This is a genomic window from Pseudomonas multiresinivorans (genome assembly GCF_012971725.1).
Classification (GTDB): domain Bacteria; phylum Pseudomonadota; class Gammaproteobacteria; order Pseudomonadales; family Pseudomonadaceae; genus Pseudomonas; species Pseudomonas multiresinivorans.
Genome location: NZ_CP048833.1, coordinates 2,453,312 through 2,476,908, shown reverse-complemented (window position 1 = coordinate 2,476,908; position 23,597 = coordinate 2,453,312). Strand labels below are relative to the sequence as shown.

Sequence of the window (23,597 nt, the reverse complement as noted above, 5' to 3'; positions counted from 1 at the left end):
TCAACGCAGCTCGCGGAACGCGCGGGGCGAAACCCCGGCGTAGCGCTTGAAGAATCGGGAGAAATACGCGGGTTCGGAGAAGCCCAGGCTGTCCGACACCTGCTGGATGGTCATGGCTGTGTACACCAGGTTGCGCTTGGCCTCCAGCAGCAGGCGCTGGTGGATCATCTGCAGCGCCGACTGCCCGGCCAGGCGCCGGCACAGCGCATTGAGGTGCGCGGCGCTGATGCCCAGCGCCGCCGCGTAGTGTTCGATGGGCCGATGTAAGCGGAAATCCTGCTCCAGCCGGCGGGAGAACGCCTGCATATGCTCGACGCCGCGATCCTGCTGGCTTGCCTCCGTGCGGGACTGCTCCAGCGCCCGGCGGCTGAGCCAGACCAGCAGCATGTTGAGCAGCGATTGCAGCATCAGGTCGCGGCCCGGCGCCTGCCCGGCGTACTCGCGGTCGATGGATTCGAACAGCGCATCCAGGTGACGCTTGCCCTCGCCCACGGCAAAGCACGCCGGCTGCTCCAGCACCGTGCTTTCCAGCAGGCCGCCGAGCTGCTCGGCCAGCGGCAGGCCCATGCTCAGCACCCAGCCCTGCACGTCCTCGGCGAAGCGAAAACCATGCACAGCCAGCGCCGGCGTGACCTGCAGCGACGCCTCGCGGATCGGCGTCAGCCGCCCCTCAACTTCCAACTCCGCCGCACCGGATTGCACGTAGAGCAGCTGCACCAGGTCGCCATGGCGATGCGGGCGGATTTCCCAGTCGTGGAGGCGGCTGCGCGAGGCGATGGATTCGCAGTGGATCAGGTCGGGCGTCGGCCACGCAGCAGTCTCGCCATACAGGCGAAACACCGGGACCGGATTGTCAGCACGTTGTTCGATCACCGCCCGCATCCATGAAAAGTCCAAGAAGACTGTTGAAAATTACCTTCAAAGGCCGATCCCATCCACAAAAAATGCAGGAGACAAAAACAACAGCGCTCTCCAAGGAGCCACCCCATGAAGACTCAAGTCGCCATCATCGGCGCCGGCCCCGCCGGCCTCCTGCTTGGCCAGCTGCTGCACAAGGCTGGCATCGACAGCGTGATCCTCGAACGCCAGACCCCCGACTACGTACTCGGCCGCATCCGCGCCGGCGTGCTGGAACAGGGCACCGCCGACCTGCTGCGCAAAGCCGGCGCCAACGCGCGGATGGACGCCGAAGGGTTGCTCCACGACGGTTTCGAACTTGTGCTCAACGGCCGCCGCGAGCGCATCGACCTCAAGGCCCTCACCGGCGGCAAGCAGGTGATGGTGTACGGCCAGACCGAAGTCACTCGCGACCTTATGCAGGCCCGTGCGGCCAGCGGCGCGATGAGCGTGTACGAAGTGGCTGACGTGGAGCTGCACGACGTCACCAGCGAAAAGCCCTACGTCACTTTCAGCCATCAGGGCGAGCGCGTGCGCCTGGACTGCGACTACATCGCCGGCTGCGACGGCTTCCACGGCGTGGCCCGGCGCAGCATTCCCGCCGAGCGCCTGAGCGTCTTCGAGCGCGTCTACCCCTTCGGCTGGCTCGGCCTGCTCAGCGACACTCCACCGGTCAGCCACGAACTGATCTACGCCAGCAGCGAGCGCGGTTTCAGCCTGTGCAGCCAGCGCAGCGCCACCCGTAGCCGCTACTACCTGCAGGTAGGGCTGGAGGAAAAGGTGGAGGACTGGTCTGACGGGCGTTTCTGGGACGAGCTCAAACGCCGTATTCCCGAGGACGTTGCGCGCCAGCTGGTCACCGGGCCGTCGCTGGAAAAGAGCATCGCCCCGCTGCGCAGCTTCGTGGTGGAGCCGCTGCAGTACGGCCGGCTATTCCTGGTCGGCGACGCCGGGCACATCGTCCCGCCCACCGGCGCTAAGGGACTGAACCTGGCGGCCAGCGATGTCGATGCCCTGCACCGAATCCTCCTGAAGGTCTACGCCGACGGCCGCACCGACTTGCTGGAGCAGTATTCGCCGATTGCCCTGCGGCGCATCTGGAAGGCCGAGCGCTTCTCCTGGTGGATGACCTCGATGCTGCACCAGTTCCCCGACAGCGACGCCTTCACCCAGCGCATGCTGGAGACCGAGCTGGACTACTTCCTCGGCTCCGAGGCCGGGCGCACGACCATTGCCGAGAACTATGTCGGGTTGCCGTTCGAGGACGTGGCTTAGTGCCGACTCACCGAGCTTGCAGGAGCAACCGTCGTTCCGTGGAAGCCTGTACCGATGCTTTCCCCTCACCCCAACCCTCTCCCCGTGGGAGAGGGAGCCGTCCGTGCCGGCTGACGTCGAGGTTTCATCCTGCACCGAACGGTCCCCTCTCCCACGGGGAGAGGGTTAGGGTGAGGGGCTCTTGATCTGGTAGGAGCGAGCTTGCTCGCGAACAGAGGCTCGCCGGGAGATCCGCTGCTGGGCAGTTCGCGAGCAAGCTCGCTCCTACAAAAAGCATCGCGATCTATCCTTACCCTCCAGCCACATCGCTCGCCGCGACACCGCCGGAGGCCGTCATCGACCCGGACGAAGCCAACTTCCTCAGCTACCTGCTCGCCGAAAGCGGCGACGGGGACGCGCGCGCCTTCGCCACGCTGTACCGCTGCACTGCCCCGCGCCTCTACCCCTTGGCAATGAAGCTGACGGACGATCAGACGCAGGCCGACGCCCTGCTGGTCGACACCTTCCTCCACGTCTGGACCGACGCCGACCGCTATCACCCCTCGCGCATCGCCGCGCTGGACTGGATGATCGCCCTGCTCTACCAGCTCGCCGGCCACCCTTCCCCGCCGCCCAGCGACGAACCCTGGCCGGAACTGCCGCCCCCGGACGAACTCTGGCCCGCCATCCATGCGCGCCTGCCCGATGACGAAGAGGACAGCCCCGGCCTGCGCTGGCCGCTGATCATCGCCAGCGTGGTCGGCGTGCTGATCGGCGCGGTGATCTGCCTGAGCCTGCTGATAGAGCTGCGCCCCGCGACTTAAGCGCTTGCCTGAAAGACGATGGGTATCGCTTCGCTCCACGCCATCCTACGAATGGGTCTGACTGCTATCCACCAGGTTTCCGTAGGATGGGTGGAGCGCAGCGATACCCATGCTGCCGCCGCACATCCGCTCTCCGTAAATCCGGAAACTCCCCGCCACACCCCGTAACCCGCCATAAAAACCCTGAATTCAGTGCGGCATCACCTTGCCAATCCGTCACGCAGTTGGCATAAACGTCCGAATCTTTTTCGCACACATAACAAGGAAGTTTCGATGCGCATTCTCGGACGCGTCCTACTGGCGATTTTGCTGCTGCTCTTGCTTGTCGGCGGCCTCATCGCCTGGTACACCGCGCATCCCAATCTGCCGGAATACACCCCGCCGCAGAAGATGATCCACCTCGAGGAGCAGTGGTCCAAACAGGACCGCGAAACCTACTACTACACGCCCCAGGGCACCCAGGTGAAAGGCCTGCGCTACGACTGGTTCACCCACCTCGAGCAGCCTTTCAGCAAGGACAAGTTCGCCTCCCCGGAAAACCTCGCACGCTTCGGCTTCCTCATCGAGCCCGAGCAGATCGGCCGCGCCGCCGATGACACCCTGGCCGCCACCACAAAGAACCCCGGCAACCTGCCAGTCGGCTTCGCCCGCCACCAGGACGGCGAGACCGGCGCCTGGTACCTCGACATCACCTGCTCCGCCTGCCACACCGGCGAGCTGCGCTACAAAGGCACCGCCATCCGCATCGACGGCGGCGCGGCCATGCATTCCATTGCCTCCACCGTGCCCACCCTGCGCGGCGGCGCGTTCGGCCAGGCGCTGGGCGCCAGCCTCGCGTCCACCTACTACGTACCGTGGAAGTTCGACCGCTTCGCCAAGGGCGTGCTCGGCGACCGCTATCCCAAGGGCAAGGCCGCTCTCAAGCGCGACGTGCGCAACGTGCTCGGCACCCTCGTCTCCACCGCCTGGAACGACACCCACCGCGGCCTCTACCCGACCCTGGAAGGCCCCGGCCGCGCCGATGCCTTCGGGCGCATCGCCAACAGCGTGTTCGGCGATGGCATCGACGCCTCCAACTACCGCGTCGCCAACGCCCCGGTGAACTACCCGCAGGTCTGGGACATCTGGAAATTCGACTGGGTGCAGTGGAACGGCTCGGCCATGCAGCCCATGGCCCGCAACATCGGCGAAGCCCTCGGCGTCGGCGCCACCCTGCGCATGTTCGAAAGCGACGGCAAACCGGTGATGGGCGATGAGCGCTACGCCTCCAGCGTGCGCCTGCGCGACCTCTACACCCTCGAGGAAACCCTCAAGCAGCTCAAGCCGCCGGCCTGGCCGAAGGACGTCTTCGGCGAAATCGACCTGAAGAAAGCCTCCCAGGGCCGCGCCCTGTTCCAGGCCAACTGCGTCTACTGCCACGGCCCGCACGTGAAGGAGCCCGGCGCCAAGGATTACATCGCCCCGGCGCGCGTGCCCGAGTGGCGCATGAAGCTGGTGTCCACGAAAGAGATCGGCACCGACCCGACCACCGCCGACAACATCGCCGACCACACCTTCGACATCCGCGCGCTGAAGCTGAAGACCGACGAGCTGCAGGGCATGAACGTCCACCTCTACCCGCAGAGCGACGTCCAACTGGACCTGTCGAAGATCTCCGCCGCCAAGGGCCTGGCCTACATCACCGCCTTCGTCGAGCAGCGCGCCTACCGCGACGCGCACATCAGCGAGCCACAGCAGCAGGAAATGAACGGCTACGGCCTGCCCATCGGCGTGCAGGAACTGCGCGCCTACAAGGCCCGCCCGCTGGACGGCATCTGGGCCACCCCGCCCTTCCTGCACAACGGCTCGGTGCCCAACCTGTTCCAGATGCTCTCCCCGGTGGCCGAGCGCGACGCGCAATTCTGGGTCGGCAGCTTCGAGTACGACCCCAAGTTCGCCGGCTACCGCACCGAACGCTTCCCCGGCGGCTTCCTCTACAAGACCAGCGTCACCGGCAACAGCAACCGCGGCCACGAATTCCGCGACGGCTGCCGCCAGGACGGCGTCATCGGCCGCGCCCTGTCGCCGGAAGAACGCTGGGCGCTGGTGGAATACCTGAAGGTGCTGGGCAACGCCGAATACGAAAACAAACTCGACCCGAACGTCCCCACCCCACCGTGGACGCCCGGGCCGAAGTGCGAATGACCGGCCAGCGCTGAACTGTCTTTTGTTTTTTTGTAGGACCGAGGGGGACGCCTAGTCCTTGCTCGCGAACAGACTCCCCACCGCTCCAGAGTGAAGCGGGTTCGCGAGCAAGCTCGCTCCTACAGGTAAAGCTCCTGAGCACCACCGAATCACCGAACCCATCCCCTCTCCCTTCAGGGAGAGGACTAGGGAGAGGGAAACGCTCCACAGCAAGCCCGCACGGGCCAGGGAACGGAATCCCCTCCAAAAAAAGAAAACACCAAAGGACCCCGTGCCATGCGCTCCCTGCTCACCCGAATCTGGCTCTTCCTCGGCAAATGGCTCGGCCGTCTGCTGCTCGCCATCGCCGCCATCGGCCTGCTCGGCTGGGGCATCGGCAGCCTCTACTACGCCTGGAAATTCTCCGGCCCCGTCTCCGCCCAGGAAGAAATCCCGCCGGGCGAAGCCCAGCTCACCCAGGCGATCATCGAAGACGCCGTGCGCATCGTCGAACAGCACCGCGACAACACCCGCGTCCTGCGTGACGCCCACGCCAAGGCCCACGGCTGCGTGAAGGCCGAGGTCACAGTCGCCAGCGATATCGCCCCCGGCCTGCGCCAGGGCGTGTTCGCCGAGCCGGGCCACAAGTGGGACGCCATGGTCCGCTTCTCCAACGGCAACGCCTACCCGCAGTTCGACAGCGCCCGCGACGCCCGCGGCATGGCCATCAAACTGCTCGACGTCCCCGGCGCCAAGCTGATGCCCGGCAAAGGCCACGACACCGAACAGGACTTCGTCATGTTCAACCACCCGGTGTTCTTCGTCCGCGACGTTGCTGAATACCGGCAGAACTTCGCCGCCCAGGCCAGCGGCCAGAAGGTCGCCGCGTTCTTCCCCAGCTGGAAGCCCAGCACCTGGGAAATCCGTCACCTGGTCATCGCCCTGCAGACCCTCGCTCCCGCGCCCGACAGCCCCTTCGAAACCGGCTACAACGGCATCGCGCCGTACAAGCTGGGCGAGGCAAACAACATCAAGTTCCGCGTCATCCCGCAGGCCGAAGGCTGCCCGGCCTACCAGCTACCCAAGCTCAACGAAAAGCTGCCCAACTTCCTGCGTACCGCCATGTACCAGCAACTCTCGGTCGACCGCGTTCCCGCCTGCTTCGCCCTGCAAGTGCAGAAACAGGACCCGAGCAAATACATGCCCATCGAAGACACCAGCGTCGAATGGAGCGAATCAGACGCCCCCTTCCAGACCATCGCCACCGTCAACATCCCGCCCCAGGACTTCGACAGCCGCGAGCAGAACCTCGCCTGCGACAACACCTCCTACAACCCGTGGCACGCCCTGCCGGAGCACCAGCCGATTGGCGGGATCAACCGGTTGAGGAAGGCGGTTTATGAGGCGGTGAGTGTTTATCGGCATCAGCGCAATGGGGTGGGCGGGGAATAGTCCCATCCAACTCACAGAGACGTAGTAACTGAAATTCAGCGGCAAAAAAGTTGGCGATAGATGACGTTTCACGATTGGTTGATTGCCCAAGGCAAAAGCCCCAAGACCATCAAACACTACACCGGCGCCATCGACGGGCGCCTACAAGAGATGGCTGCGCATTTCAATAATGGCGACTTCTCGCTGGGCGATGTCAAGACCAGCGCAGCATTCGCCGACACTTGCCAGAGGTTCGATCCAACTGAGGAAATCCTGCCGCTCAATACACGCGGGAAGGACATGTATCGCCGCGCACTGGTGATGTACGCGGAATATCGGCACAGCTCGCTGAACGAAGCCGCGCTCGTCCAAGACGACTTCCTGCAATCTGTGCAGAAAGCGCTTCAGGACTCAACCGAGCAGCGACGGGGCCGTCTGGCAAAAGCCCCAAAGAAACCGAGCAAGAAAACCGTCCGTACGGTGGTGTTTAACCGCAACCCTGATGTAGTCGCCGAGGTATTGCTGCGTGCAGAAGGGCATTGCGAGGGCTGTAAGGAGCCTGCCCCCTTCAAGCGCAAATCGGACAGCTCACCCTATCTAGAAGTACACCACCGGATACCGCTCGCCCAGCACGGGGACGACACGGTTGAGAACGCCATTGCGCTTTGCCCTAACTGCCACCGCGAAAGACATTTCGGCTGAAGCCCTCACAAATTCAGCGCCCAATAGTGCACCAAGGACCGTTCATGTACAGCCTCCTACGCAGCTCTCTCCTATCCGTGACTACTGCTCTGCTAATCCCGATTGCTAGCGCCCAAGCAGCCCAGGAATACTTGGTGATGGCCCCGTTGGAGGAAGTGCGGCACAAATGCGATAGCGACCTGCCCCGCCTCGGAGTCGGGTGCACCCTCGACGGCAACCCAATCGGTGGCGAGGCACAGTGGATCAAGGTCACCGAGAATCTCTCGCAGGACGAGTGGGCCGCAGGGGTGACCGTCAGCGCCGTGCTTCAACTCACAACACACACTACTGCCAACGGAATCCCGTACCTCACAGCCACCAGCTACCAGATGACCAGCCAGGCGCCAAAACAGAAGGAAACTCGCTTCGGCAGCATTTTTTGGAAGTCCATCCGCGCCCAGGTGTATAGCAAACCGATCGAAGACCCAGTCTCCGTGCAGTACTTGAAGGACGCCAACGACAATCCCACCTCGGAACAACTGGCTGCCCGCGACTTCGCCGCGAAGGACGCCGAAGCGCGCCAGTACGCCGCTTCCCCCGAAGCACAGCGCAATATCTCCGCCGACTTGATCCTTGATTGCGATCTACGCATCAAGGAAGCGCGCGAAACCATCACTTACGAGAAGAAGGTGGGCGCGACGTCCGGCTTCGTGAACAAGCTGAATCTGCGTCAGGCAGGTGAACAGATCGTGCAGTGCCAGGAGGACATGAAAGAGTACTGGAGTGACTACAAGAGCAACGGCGGCAAGTCGCGCAACATTGAACAACTCAGAGCTGAGCGCGCGAATTGAACGTGACGCTAGAGCAAGCCCCACAACTTTCACGAACGAAATGGCTGCAGCATCGACTGCAATACTGAGACAGGCAATGCAGTTTCACCCCGAGGCGGACTGTACCCATCGCGTCTCTTGTCTGCCTCAGTTTGTTCCCTCTATCGTTCACCCGCCCCGTGATAAAGCGGGGCCGGGATTAGCAGCCCGAAAACCCTAGAGACAATCGCCGATCTGTATCGGCGGCCCAGCCAATTGGGCCGTCCACCGGAACGCGGCGTGTTGGTTCATGTGGCTGCTGATCCAACATCGTCCGTAGGTGGTCTGCTCGTAGTAGAGATGTGACTGAAATGGACGATTCATCCCTGCCCACCCCACTCCCCTTCCTCCGCCACCGCCGCACCCTGCGCGCCCTGCTGATCGACGATCAGGTCTGGTTCCTCCTCTCCGATTTCTGCCGCGTGACGGGCTATACGCACGAAGACCGCCTGGCCATGCGCATGGCCGACGACCAGATTCGCCAGGAACGGCTGCTGACCGAGAACGGCCTGGAACTCGACCACGTACTGATCAGCGAATCCGCCGTATACCAAGCGCTGGTACTGTTCAACGTGCCGGACTACGGCTCGCTGCGGCGCTGGATCAGCGGCACGGTGGTGCCGCAGGTGCGCAGCCAGTTCAAGGCCAGCGGCCCACGCCATGTGCAGTTGCAGTTCGAACGGCAATGCCTGCGGGTGCTGGATTGGCAGGATGATCTCTGGGTGCGCTTCGGCGACTTGCCGCGCGTACTCGGCGGGCGTTCGCCGATTGCCGGGCGCAGCGGCTGGCGGGGTTGGGCGAAGCGATTGCGGATGTAGGGCGCATAACGCGGCACGCGTTATCCGCCGTTCCGGCGTGGCGGCGGATAACCGCTTCGCGGTTATTCGCCCTACGGTGTTGCCGGTGAATACCGTTCGTAGGATGGGTGGAGCTTGCGATACCCATCGGCCGTGGCGGCGGGTGAGTGATGGGTATCGCTTCGCTCCACGCCATCCTACGGGGCGGACAAGGCGTTGCCCCGATGCAAGGCGAATTCAGAGCCGGCCGGTCAGCTTGAGGACGGTGAAGACCAATCCGCCGATGGTCATCGCGGCCGAAAGGATGGTGCCGAGGATCAGCGGGACGAAGGTGGCCGGCGAGACGTAGGGCAAGACTTCCAGCAGGAAGCCGGGGCGGATGTGTTCCGGGGTCAGGCAGGTGACCTGGTAATCGCCGGGTTCGCTGCAGCTGAACTCGCCCAGTGGGTTGCTCGAGTTGCCGCCCATGTCGCTGCGCCGCACGCTGAACAGGTTGAAACGGCTATAGCGCTGGTACGGCACGGGCTGGCCGGAGGCGCGGGCGGTGATGGCGAAGTCGGCGGAGAAATGGGCGGTGCCGGTGACCACGGTGAAGGCCGGGAAGACGATGTTGATGACGTAGCGCCCGGCGCGGGGCAAGGCGATTGTTTGCGGGCGCGTGGCGTCGGCCCAGCGCTGGCGCACGGCCGGGAAGATGATGCGGCGCAACCGGCCGATACAGCGGGTCAGCAGGTAGCCGCCCAGCAGCATCAGCACGGGAGCGCCCCATAGCAGGGTGGTCGGTTCGAGGGTCATGGGCGCCCTGCTCTGTCAGGTACGTTGGCTGGGGTAGCAGGAACTATAAGCCAACCGTTCCCCGAGCATGCAATCTGCGGCGCCGCGCGGGCCCGATCCTGCAATCTGCATGGCCGTCGGCCGCCGCAATTTTCCAAGTAATTGATTAGGCTAAAAATATTATTTTGTTACATCTGGCATAGCCGCTGCAGCGGAAAGACGGAGGCTTCCACCTCTCTTTCACGGAGCAGCCAACAATGATTACAACGACCGATGCCTACCCCACCACTGCCGTGGATACCACCGACCATTCGGGGGTGTCCTGGGCGGCGGTATTCGCCGGGGCCGCCGGGGCGGCGGCGCTGTCCCTGATCCTGATCATCCTGGGCTTCGGCCTGGGCTTTTCCGCGGTGTCGCCCTGGCCGGGCGATGGCGCGACGTTCAAGCAGATAGGCGTTTCCACCATCGTCTGGCTGATGCTGACGCAGATACTCGCCTCGGGCCTGGGTGGCTACATCGCCGGGCGCCTGCGCGCGCGCTGGGCAACGCTGCATGACGACGAGGTGTATTTCCGCGACACCGCCCACGGCTTCCTCGCCTGGGCCGTGGCGACGCTGGTAACCGCCACGCTCGTGGTGGGCTCGGTGAGCAATATCGTCGGCGGCGGCCTGCAGGCCGGAGCTTCTGCGGCAACCACTGCCGCCGCTGCCGCGGGTTCGAACGCCAGCGCCAGTGGCACGGACGACGGCTCGGCGTACTTCATTGACATGCTGTTCCGCGATAACCGCCCGGTGGCGGTCAGTGACGACGCCGCCCATGCCATCGCCACGCGCATCTTCCTGCGCGGCCTGGCCGACGGACAGCTGAACGCGGACGATCGCAGCTATCTCGCCCGCGTGGTTTCCCAGCGTACCGAGATCAGCCAGGCGGAAGCCGAGCAGCGCATCGACCAGGTGTTCGCTGCGGCGCAGCAGGCCAAGCTGAAAGCACAGCAAGCGGCCGATACCGCCCGCAAGGTGGCCGCCGCCTCGGCGCTGTGGATGTTCGTGGCCCTACTCTGCGGCGCCTTCTTCGCCAGCTTCCTGGCCATCCACGGTGGCCGTCGCCGCGATGCGGTGGTGCTGCTGACCAATACCCGCACGCTGCATTCCACGCAGTCCCGTCCTGCCCACTGACCGGAGGCACACCATGCGCTCGATTCTTCTGTATTTCCTCGGCGTTCCAATCCCGATCATCATCCTGATCGCGCTGTTCTGGCACTGATTGCAGCCGGTTGGCGCACTGACAAAAAAGCCGTCCTCGGGACGGCTTTTTCAATGGGGTGCCGAGTAGGTTCGCAAGCAAGGAACCGGCGTCCGTCCGGCCCGGCACGATCAACCCTTTCCCTTCGAAGCGGAGCGCGCCACGCACTGGCCGGACCAGATGTAGCTGGGATTGGAGCGCTGGGCGTTCCAGTCCTGAACCAGGCAGCCCTTGTCCGTTCGGGCGAGCTCGCCGGCAAGACCGGTGCGCTGACAAGCATGGCGAGCAGGCTCGCCAGTCCGATTCGATTCATTCACTCACCCGCTGACAAGGCTTCAGGACCCGATGGATTTTCTGCGGGCAAAGAATAGTGGCGGGCCGATATCACCGCTAGCCGGGAGACGGCAGGCGGCGCGGCGGAGACTTCGTACTTATCGCCGCCGCGTGCAGGAAATATCCGATAGAGCCCTCTCCCCCCGCTCCCTAGCCTTGCGCTCCATGCAATCGAGGGCGCGCGGGCTGCTCATTCCGGGCAGAAACACCCGCCGCCCCCTGCCCTGGAGAGTTTCTGCATGTCTGCCGTCGAGAAGAAGTTCCAAAAGCTGGCCGCCACCTTCCGCGCCGCCCTGGCGGCAGGCAATTACCGCCAGGGCCGCGACGTGGCGCGTCAGGCGTTGCAGCTCTCGCCGAACAATCCGACGCTACTGACGGACTATGCCCTGTGTCTGATGCGCACCAAAGACTACGAACAGGCCTACAAGACCTACCTCAAGCTGTTGAATACGCTGGGCGAAGACAGGATGCCGGACACCGCGCTGGACGGGCTGACGGAGGTTTGCGGCTGGCTGAAGCGGGAGGACCTGGTGCGCCGCTACGGCAACCTGTCGCTGAGCGTGGCGGATCGCAAGTACGGCCAGCTCCCCGCCTATCCCCTACCCGATGCGCCGCCCCCGCCGTTTGACGGCTCGAGACCGGAACGCAACCTGATCGTGTTTTCGCTGTTCGGCGCCCGCCCCCGCTATTGCGAGAGCGCGCTGAAGAACGTGGAAGCCGCACGCGAGCTGTTCCCGCAATGGCGCTGCCGCTTCTACGTGGACGACTCGGTGCCGCCGACGGTGCTGGATCGCCTGGCGAAAGCCGGGGCACAGGTGGTCCTGGTGGACGCGGCGACACGCGCTTCGATCCCGCCGACGATGTGGCGCTTCCTGGTGATGGAGGACGGCGAAGTCTCGCGCTTCCAGGTGCGCGATGCCGACTCGCTGCTCTCCGAACGCGACCTTGCGGCCGTTGAGGCCTGGCTGCAGAGTGGCTACTGGTATCACCACATGCGCGATTACTTCAGCCACACCGAACTGCTGCTGGCGGGTATGTGGGCTGGCTGTCACAACCCGAACCTGCCGGGCATCCGCGAGCTGATCGCCCAGTACCTGAAGGACGAGAAAGCGCATCCGCGCTTCGCCGACCAGTACTTCCTGCGCCGCAGCCTGTGGCCGACCATCCGCCAGAGCCTGCTGAACCATGACGAGCTGTTCGGCTTCCTGGAGGCGCAGCCCTTCCCCGCGCACGAGCCGGTGCGCTGGCGGATGGAAGCCTTCCATGTCGGCTGCAACGTCAGCTACCAGGGCATCAAGGTGCCGAGCAAGCTTAAGGACGGCGAGCTGCAGCCCTGGGGCCTGTTCGAAGCCGAAGGCACGCTGCTATGCCGTTACGAATCGCCAGTGGCCAAGGGGCATTGGGAGGAATGGATGCCGTACTTCCTCTGCGACGCCATCGCGGACGGCAGCTGCACGGTGCGCAGCCTGGCAAAGTGACAGGGCCCTGCGGGCGAATCGCTGCCAGTCAGTAGACTTCCGGCACCTGCAGCTCCAGCGGCGTGGGATGCCGGCGGTAGCCTTCGTGGCGCTGCCGCTCGGGCAGGCTGACGGCGGGCAGCTGCACTTCCTGGTAGGGAATCTGGCTCAACAGGTGGCTGATGCAGTTGAGTCGGGCGCGCTTCTTGTCGTCGGCCTGCACGATCCACCAGGGCGCTTCGGGGATGTGGGTGCGCTCGAGCATGATTTCCTTCGCCTTGGTGTAGGACTCCCAGCGGCGGCGCGATTCCAGGTCCATGGGGCTGAGCTTCCATTGCTTGAGCGGATCATGGATTCGGCTGAGGAAACGGTAGTGCTGTTCCTCGTCGGAGATGGAAAACCAGTACTTGATGACCTGGATGCCGGACCGCACCAGCATGCGCTCGAACTCGGGCACGCTGCGGAAGAACTCCTCGTACTGGCCGTCGGTACAGAAGCCCATCACCCGCTCGACCCCGGCGCGGTTGTACCAGCTGCGGTCGAACAGGACGATCTCCCCCGCCGCCGGCAGGTGCGAGACGTAGCGCTGGAAGTACCACTGGGTCTGCTCGCGGTCGTTCGGCGCGGGCAGCGCAGCGACGCGGCACACGCGCGGATTGAGGCGCTGGGTGATGCGCTTGATCACGCCGCCCTTGCCGGCAGCGTCGCGCCCCTCGAAGAGAATCACCACCTTGTGGCCGGTCTTCACCACCCAGTTCTGCAGCTTGACCAGCTCGGCCTGCAGGCTGAACAGGGTGTGGAAGTAACGCTGACGCGCCAGGCGCTCTTCATGGGTTTGCAGGCTGCCGTGGCGCAGCCCTTCGAAATCGTAGAGTTCGTCGAACAGTTCGAGTTCGAGCTCTTCGTCGCGGTCATCCTGCAGGTCGCGCTGGACGCGTCGCGGGAAGTTCTTGTCATCGAGCAGCATGGTGGGTTGCCTTGTGCCGTCACTGGCTCAGTCACATTGAGTGACACTTTCATGACAGAAAAATGTAGTCACGCTTTATGACGAACTCATTACAGCCAGTGAAAGAAGTTTCTTGCAAAGCCCGTGCTAGAGCGTCCTTTGATAGGACACCCGATGAATTAAGAAGATCTTAAGAACGCACGCCGAGCCGCCGAGCGGTGCTGGTAACGAAGCGATATCAGCCCAGGGAAAAGGCCGCGAACATCCGTCCGCGACCGTGGGGAATTGACTATGCGGGGAGGAAAATGCTCAAGCGTCAGCCAGCGGGCGCGGCTTGTTGACGTACTTGAAGGTGCCGGAAGCGGACGCCACGGCCACGCCGGCACTATTGCGCAACTCGGCCTCGCAGAAGGCGATGGAGCGCGTGTGGTGGCGGACGCTGCCAAGGGCTTCCAGCACCTCGCCCACTTCCCCGCCCGGCCGCAGGAAGTTGGTCTTCATTTCCACCGTCACCACGCCGCGGCCGGCTTCGTCGGCATCGCTGGCACTCAAGGCCATGGCGACATCCAGCAGGGTCATGATCAACCCGCCATGGGCGTTGGCCCAGCCGTTCACGTGCTGCGGTTCGACGCGCACCACCAGGCGACCGGGGCCGTTGCCGTCCTCCGCCGGGGCATGGCGGAACTGCAGGAGGTCGAGCATGGGAATGGCGATGCCACGGTGTGCGGTGTAGAGCTTGAGCTGTTCGATATCGAGGGGCATGGGGCTTCCTGGTGCAACGAGTGGGGCCAGGCGATATTCCCCGCTCCGACCGGCGGTTCGCAAGCCCGGCGAAGCTTCATGCACGGCGGGAATGCCCGCCGATTGCAACGCTCAGGCGCCCCAGCGGCGCCCCTCGCCACGGGTGGTCAACGTGCCTTGCGGGTGCCGCTCTTCTTTTCGCTCTGGCGCTCGACGGCCTGGACAAAGAGTTCCTCCACCAGCAGCGACTGGATCGGCGAGCGTGTTTCCAGCGACAGGCTCATGGACTCCAGCTTCTGGTTCACCCCCAGGCGGGCGATGCCGCACAGCAGGATGCGCTGGGCGCCGAAGATGCTGCCCTTGTCGACCAGCACTTCGCGGGGCTTGTCGCCGTCCAGGTAACTGATCTTGAGAATAATACCGGTGTCGTCGCGCACAGCCAGGTTGAGCCAGGTGGCAACGTTGAACTCGACCACCCATCCCAGACCGGTCTTCTTGGCCACGGCTTCACGGACCAGATGAGCGGGAACCGGACCCAGGGGGGTACTGTGGTTTTCCATGGGGTTACTTCTGACGGCTGCGGGTAGAGCGAAATGCGCTAACGGAAGACCCGAGTTTATGTGAAGCAGTTCAAGTTTTCAGTCTGTATTTTGTATGACATCGACTATTGGGTAAGCCTGAAGTTACAGATACGCGGCGCTCTAAAATGCCGTCTCCAGCCTGGAAACGGATGACGGAAGGGAGCTGACGGCGCGGAATAGCAGGTGCGGTCCGACGAAGTGAATGACTGCAGGTCAACAATCACGCAAGGCCGGTCCGGCGGGGAGCCGAATCGGCCCTGGCGTGTCTCCCTGGCTGGCGCACGCGCCAGTGAGGCCCTGAGGTGCACTTGCTCAGGCCCCGCCAGCGAGGGTGCGTGGCCTATGTTCAGCGCAACTCGTCGACCAGCCCGGCGACCGTGACCAGCACCGCCTCCGCCAGCGCCTTCGACCGCGCCCCGCTCCAGCCGGTACGCAGGTTGGGCGACAGGTTGTGGTCCTTGAACGGCATTTCCAGGGTCAGCGACAGGCAGTCGTAGGTGCGGCCGACGTGATTGCAGGCCAGGGTCAGGTTGGCCTGGCCGGGGGCGTCCTTCGGGTAGCCGTGCACGCTCTGGAATTCGCCGTTGGCTTCCAGACGCTCGCGAAACAGGCTTTCCAGGCGATCCAGGCGCGGCGTGAACTCCGGGTTGCCTTCGCAGCCGGCGGCGAACACGAAGGGGATTTCCTCGTCGCCGTGCACGTCAAGGAACAGGTCGACGCCGTAATTCGCCATCTGCTCCTGGACAAACAGCACTTCCGGGCTTTCCTCGGCGCTGGGCGCGGCCCAAGCACGGTTCAGGTCCTTGCCGGCGGCATTGGTGCGCAGATGGCCGTGGAAGGCACCGTCCGGGTTCATGTTCGGCACCAAATAGAAGTCGGCGCGCTCCAGCAGGCGCTGGACCTCGGCATCACCCGATTGCAGGCGATCGATCAGGCCTTCCATGAACCACTCGGCCATGTGCTCGCCGGGGTGTTGCTGAGCGATCAGCCAGACCTTGCGCGCACCCGCCGCGCCCTTGCCGATGCGCAGCAGGGGCAGTTCGCGGCCTTCGATGCTGTGGCCGGTGGCGAGCAGCTCGGCGCCATTGGCCTGGGCGCGCTTCACCAGCTCGGCATGGCGCTCGCGGCTGTACGGCTCGAAGTAGGCGAACCAGGCCTGGGGCTGTTCGGCATCGAGGCTGAAGTGCAGGCCGTTGGAATCATAGGTGCTGGGCACGCGGAACCAGTCGCGCTGGTCATACGAAGCCACGGCGTTGTAGCCCGGCCAACCGCCGGTGTAGCTGGAGCCAGGGGTATTGGTCAGGCTGAACCGGTACTGCTGGCCGGGTTCAAGGCCCTCGGCCTTGAAGTGGAACCACTGGAAGTGCGGGCTCTTCGTGTCCGGGCGCAGCGCCAGGCGCACGTGGCGCGGGTCGCTGTCGTCGATGACCTGGATGTTGCCGCTGTCGAAATCGCAGTCGATCTTCATGAATTCTCCGTAGGCGCACGAACCTGAGGCGCCAAAGCCCTGCATTTTCGCCCTCCCCGCCGCGTCTGTCATGTCTGCGTGACTTGCGTTGAATTATATATTATGTTCGTAATATAAATCGAGTAACGCTTATCCCAGGCCCTGCGCTGGTGATCCGGCGAGCGCGGGCTAACCTCGATTGACCCCTTTTTCCAACTCGGAGAGCACTGCATGAGCGCATACGATGTGATCGTCATCGGCGGCGGCCCCGGCGGCTACAACGCGGCCATTCGCGCGGGCCAGCTGGGCCTGAAGGTCGCCTGCGTGGAGGGCCGCGAAACCCTCGGCGGCACCTGCCTGAACGTCGGCTGCATGCCGTCCAAGGCGCTGCTGCACGCGTCGGAACTGTACGAAGCGGCGGCCGGCGGCGAGTTCGCCAACCTCGGCATCCAGGTCAAGCCCAAGCTGGACCTGGTGCAGATGATGAAGCAGAAGGCCGAGAGCGTGACCGCGCTGACCAAGGGCGTGGAGTTCCTCTTCCGCAAGAACAAGGTGGACTGGGTGAAGGGCTGGGGCCGCATCGACGGGCCGGGCAAGGTGGAAGTGACCGCCGCCGACGGCAGCAAGAGCAGCCTCACCGCCAGGGACATCATCATCGCCACCGGTTCCGAGCCCTCCCCGCTGCCGGGCGTGGAAGTCGACAACAAGCGCATCCTCGACTCCACCGGCGCGCTGTCGATTCCCGAGGTACCCAAGCACCTGGTGGTGATCGGCGCCGGCGTGATTGGCCTGGAACTGGGCTCGGTATGGCGCCGCCTGGGTGCGGAAGTCACGGTCATCGAATACCTCGACCGCATCTGCCCCGGCATGGACCTGGAAACCGCCAAGACCTTCCAGCGCGCGCTGACCAAGCAGGGCATGAGCTTCAAGCTGGGCTCGAAAGTCACCCAGGCCAAGGTCAGCGGCAAGCAGGTGACCCTGAGCGTGGAGCCGGCTGCTGGCGGCGCGGCAGAGTCGATCCAGGCGGATTACGTATTGCTCGCCATCGGCCGCCGCCCTTATACGCAGGGCCTGGGGCTGGAAAGCGTGGGCCTGGCTACCGACAAGCGCGGCATGCTGGAAAACCATGAACACCGCAGCAGCGTGCCGGGCATCTGGGTGATCGGCGACGTGACCTCCGGCCCGATGCTCGCGCACAAGGCCGAGGACGAGGCCATCGCCTGCGTCGAGCTGATTGCCGGCAAGGCCGGGGAAGTGAACTACGACGTCATCCCCAGCGTGATCTACACCCATCCGGAAGTGGCCACCGTGGGCAGGACCGAGGAACAGCTCAAGGCCGAGGGCCGCGCCTACAAAGTGGGCAAGTTCCCCTTCACCGCCAACAGCCGGGCAAAGATCAACCACGAGACCGAGGGCTTCGTGAAGGTGCTGGCGGACGAGCGCAGCGACGAGATCCTCGGCGTGCACATGATCGGCCCGAACGTCGGCGACATGATCGCGGAGTACTGCGTGGCCATGGAGTTCCGCGGCGCCGCCGAGGACATCGCGCGCACCTGCCATCCGCACCCGACCCGCTCCGAGGCGCTGCGCCAGGCAGCGATGAACGTGGACGGCTGGGCCATGCAGGCCTGACCGCTCGTCGCCAACTACAAATGGCACGTGCGGCGCGATGGCGCACCCAAAAAATCGCTACAGGCCACGGCTGACGGGGCCTGTAGCGACTGAAACAGTTTTATTTGCGACTATTTTGTGTACAACCGCGACATGGGTTGTGACTTTCTTCGACTCTGAATCCATCAATTGCGTGAACGAACACGAAAGTGGATGAACCGCTTTCGCCACCTTCGCAATGGATTACCACGCAGAGAGATCACAACCATGCATGCGACTCTTCGTTTCAACGAGGCTCTGCTGATCACTGGACGAGCCTTCCAACCCTTCAATTGTGTGACCTGGGTTGACCAAGGGGGCGACGGCAGCCTCGACCTGTCCGTCCTCGATCGCACCGGTACCCGTCTGCTGGGCCTCACCCGCATTCCCAGCTCCGCCTACTCCGATCCGGAGCAGCTCGAAGGCCTGCTGAACCAGGCCCGCGACGAGCTGAACCGCGAAGGCTACCGCCTGCAGGAATGGCACATGCCCGCCTGATCCGCAGACAGGTACCCAAAGAAGCCCGGCCCCAAGCCGGGCTTCTTCATTTCCGGCGCCAGCCGTCGGCAACCGCTCAATTTGCCGCTTCGTCTGCCGACAACGAAGTGTCGGTCGCCCTCCGGGCTGCATCGTTTCAGCTTCGATTCCGAACATTGGCTTTCCGCTCGTCCGAAACCCGCATTCCACTGCCGGTTCAGCGGGAGCAGCGACCGACAATGATGGCAATTTGCAGCCATCCTGTGTTTTGCTCACCCCGTCTCGTCTTCCACCGGGCCTTCGGCACGCAGTACGGTCTCGTTCAATGCTCGATCTGCAGCGATATTTCTACAGCGGCGACACCCCTTCGCTGCTGGTTTTCGGCGAGCACAACAATGCTCTGGTGCTGCTCTCCATCCTCATTGCCGTCTTCACCTCGACCATGGCCCTGCAACTGTCAGGCGTGGCGCGGCTGGCGCGCAGCCCGTTCTACCGCCAACTGGCCATCGGCACCGGCGCGGTGGCCCTGGGCGGTGGCGTGTGGGCGATGCACTTCATCGGCATGCTGTCCTTCCAGCTCTGCGCAGCGGTGCGCTACGACCCGTTGATCACCCTGCTTTCCGGCCTGCCGAGCCTGTTCGCCTCCTGGATCGCACTCAACCTGCTGGCCCAGCGCAACGTCAGCACGCTGCAGTTCATCGGTGGCGGCGTGCTGGTCGGCGCCGGCATCGGCGCCATGCACTACAGCGGCATGGCGGCCATGCAGATGGCGCCGCTGCTGCGCTACGACCCGTGGATGTTCGCCCTGTCGATCCTCGTCGCGGTGGTCCTGGCCGTCATTGCGCTCTGGGTGCGCTTCGGCCTGCGCGGCAAGATGCGTCCGAACCTGGCGATCCTGGTCAGCGGTCTGGTGATGGGCCTGGCAATTGCCGGCATGCACTACACCGGGATGGCGGCGGCACGTTTCGTCGGCATGGAAGAGTTTGGTGTGCCGCAAGGCGTGCAGGGCAGCTTTTACCTGGCGATGGCGGTGTCCATGGCCACCATCAGCCTGAGCATCTGCGTCGCCGCGGTGAACGGCCTGCTGCGCTATCGCCAGCTGTTCCAGGAGCTGGAGCGCCGGCGCAAGCACCTGGACTCGCTGCTCGACGCCGCCGTCGAGGCGATCCTCACCATCGACCACAGTGGCGTGATCCGCTCGGTCAACCACGCGGTGCTGCGCCTGTTCGGCTGGCACCCGCACGAGCTGGTCGGCAAGCCCATGCAGGTGCTGATGAACGAGGCTTACGGCCATCAGTTCCGCATGGCGCTGGAGAACTACAAGAGCAGCGGCAAGCGCCAGTTCAGCAACTCCGAACTGGAGCTGGAAGCACTGACCCGCGACGGCCGGGAAATCCCCGTGCGCGTCAGCCTCGGCGTCACCGATCACAACGGCAAGCCCTGGTTCGTCGTGTTCGTCGCCGATATCAGCGAACGCCGCGAGATGGAGCAGGCCCTGCGCACCAGCGAGGAGCAGTACCGCTCGCTGATCCGCAACATGCCCGGCATCGCCTTCCGCGTCCTCCCGGACGACGCCTGGAGCACCCTGTTCGTCAGCGATGCGGTGGAGGCCGTCACCGGCTGGTCGGCGCAGGACTTCAGCGACCAGCGCATCACCTTCGCCCAGCTCTACCATCCCGATGATCAGGAAGCGGTGAACGAGGAAGTCCGCCGCGCCATTGCCGAGCGCCGCAGCTACGTCGTCGAGTACCGGCTGTTCGACCGCAGCGGCGCCGAACACTGGATCTGGGAAGGCGGCAGCGCGTGCTACGACGAGGCCGGCAACCCGCAGTGGATCGACGGCGTGCTGCTCGACCAGACCGAAACCAAGCTGCTGAGCAACGAGTACGAAGGCAAGGTCACCGCCATCGGCCGCGCCATGGCGCTGATCGAGTTCGACCTGGACGGCCGCGTACTCGCCGCCAACGAGAACATCCTCGAACTCTTCGGCTACACCGAAGCCGAGGTACTGGGCCAGCACCACAGCCTGTTCTGCCCGCCGGACATCGCCGCCAGCGCCCGTTACCAGGCCTTCTGGCAGGGCCTGCGCGAGGGCGAGTACAACGCCGGCGAATACCGTCGCCTGGCCAAGGACGGGCGCGAAGTGTGGATCCACGCCACCTACAACCCGATCCTCGACTTCGACGGCAAACCGGTGAAGGTGGTGAAGCTGGCCACCGACCTTACCCCGCGCCGGGTCATGGAGCAGGAACTGCGCAGCGCCCGCGACCGCGCCGAACAGGCCGCCGCCGCGCGCAGCAGCTTCCTGGCCAACATGAGCCACGAAATCCGCACGCCGATGAACGCCATCATGGGCTTCACCGAACTGCTGCTGGATTCGCCGCTGGAAGACAATCAGCGGCGCTACCTGAGCACCGTACAGAACGCCTCCCGCTCGCTGCTGGGCCTGCTCAACGACATCCTCGACACCGCCAAGCTGGACCGTGGCGCCATCGAACTGGAAGCCCTGGACTTCTCCCTGCCGGAGCTGTGCGAGCAGGTCTGCGCGGCGCTGCGGCTGTCCGCCGAGCGCAAGGGCCTGCGCCTGCAGATCGACTACGGCCAGCGCGCCGGCGAGTACTTCCGCGGCGACCCGTTGCGCCTGCAGCAGGTGCTGACCAACCTGCTGGGCAACGCGGTGAAGTTCACCGAGCGCGGCGAAGTGCGGCTGGTCATCAGCGGCGAACCCGGCGCGCTGCGCCTGGCCATCCGCGACACCGGCATCGGCATCGCCGCCGACCGCCTGGAGCGCATCTTCGACCCCTTCGCCCAGGCCGACGCCTCCATGAGCCGGCGCTTCGGCGGCACCGGGCTGGGCACCACCATCTCGCGCCAGTTGGTGGAGCTGATGGGCGGCCGCATCACCGTGGAAAGCGAAGTGGGCCGGGGCAGCGTGTTCACCGTGGACCTGCCCCTGCCAGCCGGCCACAGTGTGCAACCGGTTACCCGCAGCCACGCGCCGAGCCTGCCGCCGCTGCGCATCCTGGTGGCGGACGATGTGCCACAGAACGTCGAGCTGCTGGAGCTGAACCTGCGGCGCCTGGGCCACCACCCGCACAGCGTCGGCGACGGCCAGGCCGCGGTGCAGGCCTACAGCGCGCAGGACTTCGACCTGGTCCTGATGGACGTGCAGATGCCCGGCATGGACGGACTGGAAGCCACCCGGCGTATCCGCAACCTCGAGCAACAGCGCGGGGCGGCAGCCGTGCCGATCATCGCCCTCACCGCCAGCGTGCTCGACCGCGACCGGCAGAACGCCCTGGACGCCGGCATGAACGGCTTCGCCAGCAAGCCGCTGGAGCTCAACGCCCTGCTGGATGAGATGGCCCGCCTGCTCGGCGCCGCGCCCGCAGTACGCAGCACACAAGCCACCGCGCCAGCACCACTGGCAACCCTGGACTGGAATGCCGGCGCCCGCCTGTGGGGCGGGCCGCTGCCCATGGCGCGAGCCATCGTGCGCTTCCTCGAAGAGCAGGAAACCAGCCTGAACACCCTGGAAAGCGCAGTGAGCAACGGCGATCGCGCCGACATTGCCGCCCTCGCCCACCGCCTGCGCGGCGCCGCCGCCAATCTCGCCCTGCCGCGTCTGGCCGGCGCCATCGGTGCGCTGGAAGGCGCCGCAGAGCAGGGCAAGGCTGAACAACTGGCGGCTGCCCTGGAGCGCGTCCGCGCGGAGTTCACCACCGTCCGCGAATCGGTGCCGCTGGTGCCGGAAGCCTTTGCCGAGGCGGTCGGGGCAGCCGTTGGCGAGGCCGCCTCGCAGGACCTGCGCGACGCGCTGCAGGCCTTGCAACTGGCCCTTTCCCGCGGCGGCCTGGACGACCAGGCGCTGGAACGCCTGCGCCTGGGCACCGTCCAGGGCGAACACCGCGAGGCCTTCGAAGCCCTGCGCGACGCCATCGACGACTTCGACTTCGACCAGGCCCTGGAATGGGTCCGGACCCTCGGCGCCCGCCTGGAGCAAGCATGAGCCTGACCGCCCAAGATCATCGTCCCTGCCTGCTGCTGGTAGACGATGAAGCCACCAACCTCCAGGTGCTGCGCCACATCCTGCAGGACGACTACCGCCTGCTGTTCGCCAAGGACGGCGACAAGGCGCTGGAGCTGGCCAACCGCGAACGCCCGGACCTGGTCCTGCTGGACGTGATGATGCCCGGCATGACCGGCTTCGAGGTCTGCCAGCGGCTCAAGGCCGAGCAGACCACCTGCGCCATCCCGGTGATCTTCGTCACCGCGCTGGCTGATGTACCCGACGAAGCGCGGGGCTTCGAGGTCGGCGCAGTGGACTACATCACCAAGCCGGTCAGCCCGCCCATCGTCAAGGCTCGCGTGCGCACGCACCTGTCGCTGGTGCGTGTGGAGGAACTGCGCGAGACGCGCCTGCAGATCGTCCAGCGCCTGGGCAAGGCCGCGGAGTACAAGGACAACGAGACCGGCCTGCACGTCATCCGCATGAGCCACTACGCGCACATCCTGGCCCGCGCCGCCGGCTTCTCGGAGAAGGCCGCCGACGACCTGCTCAACGCGGCGCCCATGCACGACGTGGGCAAGATCGGCATTCCCGATGCCATCCTGCAGAAGCCCGGCCGCCTCGACGAACAGGAATGGGCGGTGATGCGCCAGCACCCGGAAATCGGCGCGCGGATCATCGGCGAACACGACTCCACCCTGCTCACCCTGGCGCGCAGCATCGCCCTCACCCACCACGAGCGCTGGGACGGGACGGGTTACCCCAATGCCCTGCGCGCCGAGGAAATCCCTCTGGAGGGCCGCATAGTCGCCATCGCCGACGTGTTCGACGCGCTGACCAGCGTACGCCCGTACAAGCCGGCCTGGAGCATCGACGAGGCCATCGAACTGCTGCGCCGGGAAAAAGGCCGCCAGTTCGACCCGGAGCTGGTGGAGCTTTTCCTCGGTTGCCTGCCCGACATCCTCGCCGTGCGCGAGCGCTGGGCCGACGCGGGCTGAGCCGCAGGTCGCGCAAATCCTGCTTT

The 23,597-nt window shown here is 64.9% G+C and carries 19 protein-coding genes; 13 read left to right on the top strand and 6 right to left on the bottom strand.

Features of this window, described 5'->3' with window-relative positions:
* Positions 1-870: a helix-turn-helix domain-containing protein gene (locus G4G71_RS11610; protein ID WP_420826009.1), complete on the bottom strand. Its 870-nt coding sequence runs from the start codon at positions 868-870 to the stop codon at positions 1-3.
* 117 nt (positions 871-987) lie between these two features.
* On the opposite strand from G4G71_RS11610, the gene pobA reads away from it, so the two are divergent.
* The 7 genes from pobA (at position 988) to G4G71_RS11575 (ending at position 8,937) form a co-directional block, all read left to right on the top strand.
* Entirely contained in the window at positions 988-2,172 is a 1,185-nt protein-coding gene (pobA, locus tag G4G71_RS11605; RefSeq protein WP_169937766.1) for a 4-hydroxybenzoate 3-monooxygenase, read from the top strand.
* 452 nt (positions 2,173-2,624) lie between these two features.
* The gene (locus tag G4G71_RS11600; protein ID WP_169937764.1) at positions 2,625-2,975 is read left to right on the top strand and encodes a hypothetical protein; all 351 of its coding nucleotides are present in this window, start codon (positions 2,625-2,627) and stop codon (positions 2,973-2,975) included.
* A gap of 273 nt (positions 2,976-3,248) precedes the next feature.
* Entirely contained in the window at positions 3,249-5,159 is a 1,911-nt protein-coding gene (locus G4G71_RS11595; RefSeq protein WP_169937762.1) for a di-heme-cytochrome C peroxidase, read from the top strand.
* A 276-nt stretch (positions 5,160-5,435) separates the two neighbouring features.
* Complete coding sequence (locus G4G71_RS11590; RefSeq protein ID WP_169937760.1) at positions 5,436-6,590, top strand: catalase family protein; 1,155 nt, start codon at positions 5,436-5,438, stop codon at positions 6,588-6,590.
* A 60-nt stretch (positions 6,591-6,650) separates the two neighbouring features.
* Positions 6,651-7,271: an HNH endonuclease gene (locus G4G71_RS11585; protein ID WP_169937758.1), complete on the top strand. Its 621-nt coding sequence runs from the start codon at positions 6,651-6,653 to the stop codon at positions 7,269-7,271.
* Between the two features lie 137 nt (positions 7,272-7,408).
* Complete coding sequence (locus tag G4G71_RS11580) at positions 7,409-8,101, top strand: hypothetical protein (protein WP_169937756.1); 693 nt, start codon at positions 7,409-7,411, stop codon at positions 8,099-8,101.
* A 329-nt stretch (positions 8,102-8,430) separates the two neighbouring features.
* Complete coding sequence (locus tag G4G71_RS11575) at positions 8,431-8,937, top strand: BRO family protein (RefSeq protein WP_169937754.1); 507 nt, start codon at positions 8,431-8,433, stop codon at positions 8,935-8,937.
* Between the two features lie 216 nt (positions 8,938-9,153).
* On the opposite strand, the gene G4G71_RS29900 is transcribed toward G4G71_RS11575, so the two are convergent.
* Positions 9,154-9,711 (bottom strand): hypothetical protein, encoded by a 558-nt coding sequence (locus tag G4G71_RS29900; RefSeq protein WP_205896263.1) that lies wholly within the window; start codon positions 9,709-9,711, stop codon positions 9,154-9,156.
* A gap of 236 nt (positions 9,712-9,947) precedes the next feature.
* Between G4G71_RS29900 and G4G71_RS11565 the strand changes: the two genes are divergently transcribed.
* Together G4G71_RS11565 and G4G71_RS11560 are read left to right on the top strand one after the other, a co-directional pair.
* Positions 9,948-10,865: a hypothetical protein gene (locus tag G4G71_RS11565; RefSeq protein ID WP_169937751.1), complete on the top strand. Its 918-nt coding sequence runs from the start codon at positions 9,948-9,950 to the stop codon at positions 10,863-10,865.
* Positions 10,866-11,504: 639 nt separating this feature from the next.
* The gene (locus tag G4G71_RS11560) at positions 11,505-12,743 is read left to right on the top strand and encodes a tetratricopeptide repeat protein (protein WP_169937750.1); all 1,239 of its coding nucleotides are present in this window, start codon (positions 11,505-11,507) and stop codon (positions 12,741-12,743) included.
* Positions 12,744-12,771: 28 nt separating this feature from the next.
* Here G4G71_RS11560 and ppk2 read toward each other — a convergent pair whose 3' ends face one another.
* The 4 genes from ppk2 to G4G71_RS11540 all read right to left on the bottom strand — a co-directional run bounded on the left by ppk2 (position 12,772) and on the right by G4G71_RS11540 (position 16,458).
* Complete coding sequence (gene ppk2, locus G4G71_RS11555; protein ID WP_054907684.1) at positions 12,772-13,689, bottom strand: polyphosphate kinase 2; 918 nt, start codon at positions 13,687-13,689, stop codon at positions 12,772-12,774.
* Between the two features lie 288 nt (positions 13,690-13,977).
* Positions 13,978-14,430: a PaaI family thioesterase gene (locus G4G71_RS11550; RefSeq protein WP_024763329.1), complete on the bottom strand. Its 453-nt coding sequence runs from the start codon at positions 14,428-14,430 to the stop codon at positions 13,978-13,980.
* 146 nt (positions 14,431-14,576) lie between these two features.
* On the bottom strand, positions 14,577-14,969 hold the full coding sequence (locus G4G71_RS11545; protein WP_169937748.1) for a hypothetical protein: 393 nt from the start codon (positions 14,967-14,969) through the stop codon (positions 14,577-14,579).
* Positions 14,970-15,336: 367 nt separating this feature from the next.
* Positions 15,337-16,458 carry a M14 family metallopeptidase gene (locus tag G4G71_RS11540; protein WP_169937746.1) on the bottom strand — a complete coding sequence of 374 codons (1,122 nt, stop codon included), beginning with the start codon at positions 16,456-16,458 and terminating at the stop codon, positions 15,337-15,339.
* A gap of 210 nt (positions 16,459-16,668) precedes the next feature.
* Here G4G71_RS11540 and lpdA point away from each other — a divergent pair, with 210 nt between their 5' ends.
* From lpdA to G4G71_RS11520, 4 genes are all read left to right on the top strand, one after another.
* On the top strand, positions 16,669-18,069 hold the full coding sequence (lpdA, locus tag G4G71_RS11535; protein ID WP_169937744.1) for a dihydrolipoyl dehydrogenase: 1,401 nt from the start codon (positions 16,669-16,671) through the stop codon (positions 18,067-18,069).
* A gap of 246 nt (positions 18,070-18,315) precedes the next feature.
* Positions 18,316-18,585 (top strand): hypothetical protein, encoded by a 270-nt coding sequence (locus tag G4G71_RS11530; protein WP_024763325.1) that lies wholly within the window; start codon positions 18,316-18,318, stop codon positions 18,583-18,585.
* A gap of 304 nt (positions 18,586-18,889) precedes the next feature.
* Positions 18,890-22,573: a PAS domain S-box protein gene (locus G4G71_RS11525; protein WP_169937742.1), complete on the top strand. Its 3,684-nt coding sequence runs from the start codon at positions 18,890-18,892 to the stop codon at positions 22,571-22,573.
* A complete protein-coding gene (locus G4G71_RS11520; protein WP_169937740.1) occupies positions 22,570-23,571 on the top strand; it encodes a response regulator in 1,002 nt (333 codons plus the stop codon). Before G4G71_RS11525 ends, G4G71_RS11520 begins: the two co-directional genes overlap by 4 nt.
* Positions 23,572-23,597 lie beyond the last annotated feature (26 nt).